This is a genomic window from Acidobacteriota bacterium, assembly GCA_040752675.1.
Classification (GTDB): Bacteria; Acidobacteriota; Polarisedimenticolia; order JBFMGF01; family JBFMGF01; genus JBFMGF01.
Genome location: JBFMGF010000054.1, coordinates 62,608 through 72,155 on the forward strand (window position 1 = coordinate 62,608; position 9,548 = coordinate 72,155).

The 9,548-nt window shown below is 49.1% G+C and carries 9 protein-coding genes; 5 read left to right on the top strand and 4 right to left on the bottom strand.

Going from position 1 to position 9,548, the window contains the following annotated elements; translation table 11 throughout:
• Positions 1-5 precede the first annotated feature (5 nt).
• The 5 genes from infB to queF all read left to right on the top strand — a co-directional run bounded on the left by infB (position 6) and on the right by queF (position 4,673).
• Entirely contained in the window at positions 6-2,510 is a 2,505-nt protein-coding gene (gene infB, locus AB1756_05360) for a translation initiation factor IF-2 (protein ID MEW5806756.1), read from the top strand.
• 14 nt (positions 2,511-2,524) lie between these two features.
• Positions 2,525-2,806, top strand: a complete 282-nt coding sequence (locus AB1756_05365; protein MEW5806757.1) for a DUF503 domain-containing protein — start codon at positions 2,525-2,527, stop codon at positions 2,804-2,806.
• Between the two features lie 34 nt (positions 2,807-2,840).
• Positions 2,841-3,200, top strand: a complete 360-nt coding sequence (rbfA, locus tag AB1756_05370; GenBank protein MEW5806758.1) for a 30S ribosome-binding factor RbfA — start codon at positions 2,841-2,843, stop codon at positions 3,198-3,200.
• A 30-nt stretch (positions 3,201-3,230) separates the two neighbouring features.
• Positions 3,231-4,151, top strand: a complete 921-nt coding sequence (gene truB, locus AB1756_05375) for a tRNA pseudouridine(55) synthase TruB (GenBank protein MEW5806759.1) — start codon at positions 3,231-3,233, stop codon at positions 4,149-4,151.
• A gap of 66 nt (positions 4,152-4,217) precedes the next feature.
• A complete protein-coding gene (gene queF / locus AB1756_05380; protein MEW5806760.1) occupies positions 4,218-4,673 on the top strand; it encodes a preQ(1) synthase in 456 nt (151 codons plus the stop codon).
• Here queF and AB1756_05385 read toward each other — a convergent pair.
• The 4 genes from AB1756_05385 to AB1756_05400 all read right to left on the bottom strand — a co-directional run bounded on the left by AB1756_05385 (position 4,663) and on the right by AB1756_05400 (position 9,290).
• Positions 4,663-5,499, bottom strand: a complete 837-nt coding sequence (locus AB1756_05385) for a metal ABC transporter permease (GenBank protein ID MEW5806761.1) — start codon at positions 5,497-5,499, stop codon at positions 4,663-4,665. The two genes, queF and AB1756_05385, sit on opposite strands and share 11 nt — an antisense overlap.
• Before the next feature lie 23 nt (positions 5,500-5,522).
• Positions 5,523-6,680 carry a metal ABC transporter substrate-binding protein gene (locus AB1756_05390; GenBank protein MEW5806762.1) on the bottom strand — a complete coding sequence of 386 codons (1,158 nt, stop codon included), beginning with the start codon at positions 6,678-6,680 and terminating at the stop codon, positions 5,523-5,525.
• Between the two features lie 15 nt (positions 6,681-6,695).
• Positions 6,696-7,847 (bottom strand): hypothetical protein, encoded by a 1,152-nt coding sequence (locus AB1756_05395; protein MEW5806763.1) that lies wholly within the window; start codon positions 7,845-7,847, stop codon positions 6,696-6,698.
• Positions 7,848-8,519: 672 nt separating this feature from the next.
• Complete coding sequence (locus AB1756_05400) at positions 8,520-9,290, bottom strand: hypothetical protein (protein ID MEW5806764.1); 771 nt, start codon at positions 9,288-9,290, stop codon at positions 8,520-8,522.
• Positions 9,291-9,548: the final 258 nt, after the last annotated feature.

The window sequence follows — 9,548 nt, forward strand, 5'->3', positions numbered from 1 at the left end:
AGACGATGGATAAGGTCCGGATCTACCAGTTAGTCAAGAAACTTAAAGTCGATGAGGAGTTGATCTTTGACATCCTTGCCGATCTTGGAATAAGTGTGAAATCTGACATGGAGCCTGTGAATGCGGATGTCGCCAGGGAGATAAAGGATCAGATCACAGAGATCAAGAAGATAGAGAAGGAGCGCCTCAAGAAGGAGATGGCCAAGGCGAAGAAGAAAGAAAGAGAGGCTAAGGCTGCCGAGAAGAGGAGACTCGCATTAGAGAAAAAGAAGGCGGCCAGGAAGAAAGAGGAAGTTCCAGCCGAGGTCCCGGTCATAGCAGTCGAAGCGGAAGAAGAGGTGATGGCAGAGTCCAGGAAAGTAGCAGCCGAAGTTAAGCCGGAAGCCAAAGTCGTCGAGATCAAGAGGGCGATCAAGCCAGAAAAGAAGGTCGCTGAAAAACCCAAAGCGATAGGAGCAAAAATCTACAAGGCCCAGAAGGCAAAAGTAAAACCGGTAGAAGTGAAGCCGATGCCTCCTGCCACGCCCGCAGTGCCGATAAAAAGAAGATTGAAACCCGTCGCCATCATCAGGGGCGAAGCAAAGGAAGTTAGAGAAGCTAAAGAAAAGGAAAGAGAAGTACGGAGTGCGAGTCTCGAGGCACTCAGACTGCCAACCCCTTCCAGGCCAAAGCCCATCAAACCGAAAGAAAAGATTTCCGTTGCTCCGCCACCATTAAAAATCGTGAAGCCGCCCATCGAGGAAGCCCCTCCAGTAGTCAGGGACATAATGCTAACGGAAGGGGTGACAGTCAAAGAGCTGGCCGAAAAAACAGGAATAAAATCGAAAGATATCATAAAGAAGATAATGGGGAAGGGGCTCTTCGTCACGATCAATCAGCCCCTCGATAACGAGATGGCAAAGTGGGTGTCATCGGAGTTCCACTTCAACCCGACTATCATCTCTTTCGAAGAGGAGGCTGTACAGCAGGATCTTGAAGAGATCAAGGGTGAGAATCTCGTTCCGCGCGATCCCGTCGTGACCATCATGGGGCACGTCGACCACGGAAAGACATCACTGCTCGATGCCATTAGAGAATCGAACATCATCGCCACAGAGCACGGCGGCATTACGCAGAAACTGGGTGCTTACCACGTTGACATCAAGGGAAGGAAGATCGTCTTCCTGGATACCCCCGGTCATGAAGCCTTTACCATGATGAGAGCAAGGGGGGCAAGAGTCACGGACATCGTCGTCCTCGTCGTAGCCGCTGATGATGGTGTTAAGCCCCAGACTCTCGAAGCAATCAACCACGCTCGCGCTGCCGACGTGCCCATAGTCGTTGCTATCAACAAGATAGACAAGCCGGAGGCTAACCCGGACCGGGTTAAGAAACAGCTTGCAGAGCATGACATCCTGATCGAGGAGTGGGGTGGAAAGATCGTCTGTGTGGAAGTCTCCGCCAAGCAGAGGAAAAATCTGGATCTTCTCCTGGAAATGATCCTTCTAGTCGCCGACATGGCGGAGCTCAAGGCAGATCCGAATCGGATAGCAGCAGGAACCGTTCTCGAAGCAAGGCTTGACAAGACAAAAGGACCGGTGGCGACTGTCCTCGTGCAGAACGGAACGCTGAAAGATGGCGATCCTTTTATTGTGGGTGTAATAAACGGAAAGGTCAGAGCCATGTTCGATGACCGCGGCAACAGGGTGAGAAAAGCCGGACCCTCCACTCCTGTTGAAGTGCTCGGCCTGGAAGGGCCGCCGAAAGCAGGCGACAAGTTCCAGGTCATCGCCGAGGAATGGAGGGCAAGACAGATCGGCTCCTACAGGCAGTCCAAGCTCAGAGAGGAAAGACTGGCGAAGAGTTCCCGCCTGACGCTGGAAGATCTCCACCAGAAGATCGCGGAGGGAACCGTTAAGGAACTTCCCCTCATCCTCAAGGCTGACACGCAGGGCTCCATCGAAGTCCTGGCAAAGACCATCGCTGATCTTAGCACGGAAAAGATCAAGATAAGGACCATCCACAGCGCTCCCGGCGCCATTACCGAAACCGACGTCCTGCTGGCATCCGCCTCTAATGCCATTATCATCGGATTCAGTGTCCGTCCGGAAAGGAGCGCCGCTGATCTCGCCGAAAAAGAAAAAGTGGACATCAGGCTGCACACGGTCATCTACAACATTACAAATGAGATCAAAAATGCCATGGCCGGGCTTCTCGAACCGACCTTCAGGGAAGTCTATCTGGGAAGAGCGGAAGTCAAGGAAACCTTCAGGATCTCCAAAGTCGGGACCATTGCCGGGTGCGCCGTCATTGATGGAAAGATCCTCCGTAGCGCCGATGTGAGGCTTCTGAGGGACAACATCGTCATCTACGAAGGTAAGATCACATCTCTAAAGCGCTTCAAGGATGACGCATCGGAAGTCAAGTCCGGGCTCGAGTGCGGAATCGGGATCGAAAAGTTCAACGACATCAAGATCGGCGACCAGATCGAAGCCTTCAGGATGGAAAAGGTCATCGAAAAAAGCATTTAGTCATCTCACCCTGTATGAGAATCGGGTTATATACATTCAAGATCTTCCTCCCTGCTTGCCATTCCCTCAAGGATAAAAGGAGAGTCATCAAAAGCATTAAAGATCGAATGAGGTCCCGGTACAACGTCGCAGTTTCTGAAGTGGATGGTCACGACCTCTGGCAGAGTTCGACCATCGCCATTGTGTCTGTTTCCAACGAGGATTCGCTTCTCGAAGAGACCTTCCAGAAGATCCATGGCGAGATAGAGAACATGCTCCCCGGGAACATCATCGAAGAGAAAGTCGAATTCTTCTGAAATAGCGGAGGCGGCTCTCTGAGAAAGAACGATAATGAAAGGAAAAAGAACTGAACGCGTGGCCGATCTCTTCCGGAAGGAGATCAGCGACATAATACTCAAAGAGGTGAAAGATCCTGGAGTCGGTTTCATAACCGTGACTGGCGTAGACGTCTCCAGAGACCTGAAGCACGCCCGCGTATACATCTCCTCCATTGAGAAGGATGCTGAAATGAGAGGAAAGATTCTGGCCGCGCTCGAGAGAGCATCGGGATTCATCCGGCACAGGATGTACAAAAACCTGAGGCTTAAATATTCCCCCGAGCTCAGATTTCTCATTGACGAATCGATCGACACGGGGTTCCGGATCGATGAGATACTGAAAGAAATGGGAGATGAGGAGGGAAAAAAGTGACGCCTCAGTTATTGGAGTTCACCGAGCGAGATGGATGGAATCCTCCTGATTGACAAGCCACCCGGGATAACTTCCCATGACGTCGTGGGCCAGGCCAGGAAACGTCTCGGGATGAGACGAATCGGGCATACAGGAACGCTGGATCCGATGGCAACGGGACTCCTGATCCTGTGCCTGGGCAGAGCTACGCGGCTTGCAAGCTTCATCGCCCGTGAAGATAAGGTTTATAGGGGACGGATCACCCTGGGAGTCGCTACCGACACCTATGACGCGGATGGGAAGGTAGTTTCATCTTCGAGCATCAAAAGTTTATCTAAAGCATCCATTCAGAAGATTGCCCGCACTCTGACTGGCAGGATCAAACAGACTCCCCCACCCTACTCGGCAAAGAAGGTATCGGGAGAAAGATCGTACAATCTGGCCAGGAAAGGACAGGCTCCGGAGCTAAAGCCTGTGGATGTCTCTGTTCACTCTTTTAAAGTGACGTCGCTCAAGAAGAACTGCATCTATTTTGAAGCCAGTGTCTCCGCCGGAACGTACATACGGTCTCTTGCCCACGATCTCGGCAGGATTCTGGGATGTGGAGCTCATCTGAGCGAGCTCAAGAGGATCGTCTGTGGCGGCTTCCATCTGAGCGATGCTCATGACCTGTCCATATTCAAGAAATCCACGAATGCAGATCTCCGGAGAATCGTCATCCCCCTCTCAAAGATTTCACTCAGGCTTCCTTCCATATTTCTTGACGAGGATGGCGCCACTATTTTCAAGCGCGGAAACCCTGTTCCGGAGTCCCGCTGCATCAGGACAATCGGCACATTGGATGGAAAAGAGGTCCAGGTACATTCCAAAGAAGGAAGATTTCTGGGCATTGGATTATCTTCGTCTATCTCTGATAAGACCTCCAGACTTGCGGTAGTCCAGCCGAAGGTCGTTCTCTCATCTCATGCATAGAGAAAAAGAATGAGGAATCCAATGAAGAACCCTGGAAATTAAAATAAATGATATCGCGAGGTGAATATGAATGACCAGAAGAAACTGCGACTGAGAAAGAGAGAACCGATTGCGGAAGGAAGGATCTTCCGCTTTGAGAAACCGGATAGCATCAGAACAGATTTTCTCACCGTCATTCCTTACAGAGGAATGGAACAGTCGATCCAGTACAAGACTTCCGAATTTTCAGCAGTCTGCCCCTTTTCAGGGCTTCCAGATATCGGAACGATCTTCGTGGAATATATCCCCGGCAGCAAGATCGTGGAGTTGAAATCATTGAAATACTATCTTGTTTCCTTCCGCAACGTGGGAATCTATCAGGAGGAAGCTACCAACAGGATCTTTAAGGACCTCTATCTACTTCTGAGACCGAAATACATGAAAGTGGCTACCATTTACAACACGCGCGGCGGGATCGATTCCACATGCTCCATTGAAAGAGGAAGAAAGTCCTCGAATCGATCCAGGATCCTTAAGCCTTGAGCCACCCCGCCCGCAGTATCGCCAGACGAGCCAGCCCGGATAGTATGAGAACCGCGCCAAAAGTTGTCACTACGGTCGAACCCGTGGGAAGATCGAAGAGCGCTGAGAAGTAAAGACCCAGGATGCTTACCAGAAAGCCGATTGTCCATCCTATGGCGAGCCTCTTTCCGATGCTGTTAGTGAAAAGCATTGCACAGACAGAGGGTATAACGAGGTAGCTGAAGACGAGAAGGACACCGGCTATCTTGACCGAGCTGGTGACTACAATCCCGAACGTAACGTAAAAGAGGAAGTCCCAGAAGCGGATAAACAGCCCGAGGCGGCGCGCTTCCTGGAGATTCATGGAGATCAGCATGAATTTGCGGCGTAATAGATAGTGGATGATTCCGATTGCAAGGTAGATGGTGAGGGTCACCCAGACATCATTCCACGTGACATAGAGAACGCTTCCAACGAGCATTGATTTGATGGCCTCATGGCCATGCGGTGCTCGATCGAGGATCAATATTGCCGCCGAAGAACCGACGGCATAGACGACACCGATAATCGCTTCCTGGGGAATCCGTTCTTCCCTCATGCGGCTCAGGGCAAAAATCGCCGCTCCGATGAATGTGAAGAAAAGGGAAGTCAGATAGGCTTCCTGGCTCTGGAGATCATATCCTCCAAGGAGAGCCGTGGTGGCTCCGAGGGCGGCTACCTGAGCCAGCGAAAGATCAACAAAAATGACCCCGCGGCTGACCACATGGAGCCCAAGATAGCAATGGATTCCTGCGAGAATCAAACAGATGGCAAATGGGGCGGCAAGCAACCCGATTATCTCGGACATAAATCCCTCCTTAAGGCCTCCGTCTATGGCTGACTTTCAAATGCATGAACAAGTTTCTCAATAATGTTGTCCATGAGTGAGAGGTAATCCTGCGCCTTTTCCTCTCCACCCACGGAGTTGGCAACCATGACGACTTTTGCTTCTGTTTTTTCCGATACAAGATCCGGTGCTCTGAGACTGTAATATGGCTCCATCAGTATGATCTTGATCCCTTCCGCCTTCATCTTATTGATAACTTCCAGCACATGACCCGGGCTGGGAGGGATTCCTGGTTTTGGCTCAAGCTCATCGGCCACAATGATGCCGAATCTGTTTGCTAAGTACGACCAGCTTCGATGATAGGTGACAATCTTCCATCCCCGGTAAGGATTCATCTTTCCCATCCATCCTCCCAGACGAATCTTTCCAGCCTCCGCTGGAGTGTTCCCTTCCATCTCTATTTTTCTATTATGCTCTTCAATAAAAAAGTCCAGCTCTCCGGAAAGATGCATGAGCCAGGCCCTCTCCCCGCCTAAGATGGCCACAATTTCAGGACCAAAAGTGGCCTCATCAAGCTTTCTTAAAAACTCGGATAGATTTTTATCGAAATACTCCGAATTTTCCGGTGACAGCATCATCAGGCGCCTGTGGACATTCTTTGCCATGATTCTGACATTGTAGGGATCGAGCCAGATGTGTGGATTGCCATAGGGATGAATATCCCCCATTGAACGATCAACCTTCTGAGTCGTTGGAACTTCCAGCAGAAGAACTCCTTCCGAGACATCGAGATGCCCGGGAGTTCCAAAGCGAATGTTCCTGTTTCTTGAACCATCTATGATGAGTTGCTCATAGCCGATTTCCAGTTCCAGACCAATACGAATCCAGAGATCCGCTTTCTTCGCCATCATCATGTAGCTTGGCTTGGCTTCAACAAAGTGGGGATCCTGATAGCCCGTAGCAATACTCTTCACATTTCCCATTTCTCCGGCAATGGCTTCTGCAATGCTATCCAGGTCAGGAGTTGTTGTCACAATGTTCATTTTTCCGGGATTCCTATGCTCGTGATGTTTCAGGTTATGAGGTTGAGAATCTTCTGATGGAGCAGCTTCAAGCGGATGAGAAGGGCAACATGGCAAGAGAATAGCAATGATTGATGTTATTCCAATGAGAAGACATGCAAGATTATTTCTAACTTTCATCTCAGTTACCTCCCATTAATATTCGTGCGCCCTGTGCGGGCCGATTCCGATATTTAGTTGTAAGAAGAATTGATGTTCTCCATCCTTTTCCTTAATGTCTGAGCTTAGCACCGCATATCCAGCACGCCAGAAGCAGTACTCGCTCTGAGCGAAGGTGATATAGCCTGAATATTCCTTCTCCCTTAAATCGGAGTGATTCGCGAAGGCAGAAGAATCCATCCTCACTCCCGCAGACCATCTTCTGGCAAACTGATAGGTCCAGGCCATGAAGGCGCCCCAGGAATCCGCACGCTCCGAGTCCGGAAGCCCTTTCTGACAGAAGAGAACCTCAGTCTGCCAGAGAAAGGACTTGTAGAGCCCTTCTCTGAGGGGACGCCATTTGAAGGTGACATCCAACCCCTCGAGGGTGGTTCTCTGTTTTCCCTCCCCGCCGTTTGGTGCCGTCATGCCACTCAAGCCAACCTCGATGGAAGCGTTTTCCGAAATATCCCAGTAGTTTTTTAAATGCAAAAGATGAACAAAATCGTCGGCATGACGACCGGCAAATAGAACTTCCTGATCATTGTTAAAAACTTCATAATTGAGCTCCATGTAATGAACCCATGGATTGGGAATCATCCAGCTCACAGATAGACCTTCCCCAGCGAATCCCTCCTCTCCAAAATAGTTTCTTAAAGCGAGGGGATATTCCACCCAGACGACATTGTGGAGATGCTGTGTGTTGACATTCCCGAAGGCGATTCGAAATTTACCGGCTTTTGCCTGAAGATTAAAGGGGAGCGTGAGGAAGGTGAAATAAGCTTCCTCAACGTGCAATTGGTAATGGCTGTGTTGCTCCCCTTCTCCATCGGCTTCATGGTCATGGATATGAACATCCTCTGGAATCTCCTTATGAATTCCAAGAAAGATATCCGCTCTGGCATAGGGATCCACATAAGCTGTAAACCCCAATTCAATCTCTCGGAGGAGAAATTCCTCATCAAATCCCCTCTCTTTGTTGGAATAATGTCCCAGGAAGTCGCCGATAACGCTGATGTCAGGATTCCAGACTTGAAAATACCTGCCAGTTGGTGAGATAGGCCTCTGCGACTCCTCATCTATAGCCCAGCAGGGCATCGCGAAGAACATAATAGAAATGGCATAAATAACAAGGATCATCTGTTTCATCTTTAATCCCCCTTTTCTGAATCATCTTGATCACAATTATTATGGAGGGTGATCTTCACGCTCACGCAAAGCTATTCTTTCATTTTACGAGAAATGAAGAAATCCTTTCGTGGCGCTAATGGATATGTTTAGCTCTGGATATCATCGATGGGCGGGGCTCGGATAGATGAAATATCCTTAACATAGAATTTGAATTGTTGCTCCTGATCGGTTTGAAACCATTCGGGCAACTGGAAAGATACGGGAGGGTTCGCCGAATTAGTAAGGATTAGATTCTTAGTCAGGGAACAGATGGAACAGGTTCTCTCATCGTGAATGGGAGCAGGGCGATTCTGCAGGAGATGTCTCTGCTGATTATTTTCATGAGCTCTGCTCTGCGCGAAAACAATAGCACACAGGTCTTCTTGAGAGGAGTTTCCAAAAAATCGGGAAGAGCTTTTCAGCTCCCATGAATGAATCGGAAAGGAAAGCCACAACCAGAGATAAAGAAAGGCAACAGGAAATGATAAGATCCTCTGAAGCCCTCTCTTCCATTCCTTCATGACTCTCCCTCAACTGAACTGATGCAAGTTTTAATATTATACTATGAATATGAACTCTGGCAAATGATTCAAGAGATTGATATTGACGCTCTTGCACTGCGGGCAATCTCCAGGCCTGGGCACGAAACCCTCATTTAATTATGAGCATATAGTTTCCATAGCTAAAGATGTTGCGCCTTCTGAACGGAATCATCAGGACACGTCCTGAGGTCATGACTTCGATCCGCTGCGGGAGATAGACCCCTTCCGATACAGGCATGCTCGAAAAATGGATCTGAAGATCATAGATCTCTGCCAGCGAGAAGAGAATCGGTATAGGTCTGACCATCCTGACTCTGGCCCGATAGAGATGATATCCGTCCACAGTAATCCAGAGAGTTCCAGCCATAGCTTGAATGAATCTGCCTCTCAGAGACCATCCCTTTCTCGTTTCATCGGGATGGAAATTGATCCTGTGACAGAGCAGGTCATCCACTGTTTCCTGACCATCATACTGATAGGAGGAACGGTGCATCAGATCTCTCAGAGAATAGCCGCCCGTCTCCTCGTCTTCTTCGCTTCCGCTTACGAGTGTCCTGTAATGCCTGTTGAACCTTGCAAGCCGTTGATGACGGGTAATCTCCTCCGACGTCGGAGATCTGTCATTCAGACGGATCAGCATCTCATCGAACCCATCGTGTCCAGGAGTTATCAGAAATTCCATCTCCTCCCTCTTCAGAACTTTTCCTGAACCATCCAGTTCCTCTCGCTCCACACGTCTCTTGAATCGATAATATCGCCAGGCAGCGATATCCGTCTCCTGAACCTGTTGCGCTTCTTCCAGAATGAGTTCGATACTCGATGGGATTGTCTCCGCTCTCTCAGCATTCGAAAGCGTGAAATAAGTAAGCAGGAATGTCATGAAGAGAATGAACATTGCAGTCGAAGCGATAAGATTGCCTCTTAATCCTCGAGAACAATTTACTTTTCAATGATGTTTGTGTGATCTCATTCTATGCGCTCGGGGCCATCGGGTCAATATGGGATTGAAATTGTGTAAAGGGCTGCGTTGATATAAAATATCAGTAGTGTCCCAACGTTACTTGAATAATATCAGCTGGTTAGAAAAATCGTGATCCATTTCTTCCAAGTCAAACTGTGAAAATGCTTGCAATAGCGG

Bases quoted from the DNA above. Each gene is read 5' to 3' on its own strand.
- infB (MEW5806756.1), top strand. From the start codon at position 6: ATGGATAAGGTCCGGATCTACCAGTTAGTCAAGAAACTTAAAGTCGAT.
- AB1756_05365 (MEW5806757.1), top strand. From the start codon at position 2,525: ATGAGAATCGGGTTATATACATTCAAGATCTTCCTCCCTGCTTGCCAT.
- rbfA (MEW5806758.1), top strand. From the start codon at position 2,841: ATGAAAGGAAAAAGAACTGAACGCGTGGCCGATCTCTTCCGGAAGGAG.
- truB (MEW5806759.1), top strand. From the start codon at position 3,231: ATGGATGGAATCCTCCTGATTGACAAGCCACCCGGGATAACTTCCCAT.
- queF (MEW5806760.1), top strand. From the start codon at position 4,218: ATGAATGACCAGAAGAAACTGCGACTGAGAAAGAGAGAACCGATTGCG.
- AB1756_05385 (MEW5806761.1), bottom strand. From the start codon at position 5,499: ATGTCCGAGATAATCGGGTTGCTTGCCGCCCCATTTGCCATCTGTTTG.
- AB1756_05390 (MEW5806762.1), bottom strand. From the start codon at position 6,680: ATGAAAGTTAGAAATAATCTTGCATGTCTTCTCATTGGAATAACATCA.
- AB1756_05395 (MEW5806763.1), bottom strand. From the start codon at position 7,847: ATGAAACAGATGATCCTTGTTATTTATGCCATTTCTATTATGTTCTTC.
- AB1756_05400 (MEW5806764.1), bottom strand. From the start codon at position 9,290: ATGACATTCCTGCTTACTTATTTCACGCTTTCGAATGCTGAGAGAGCG.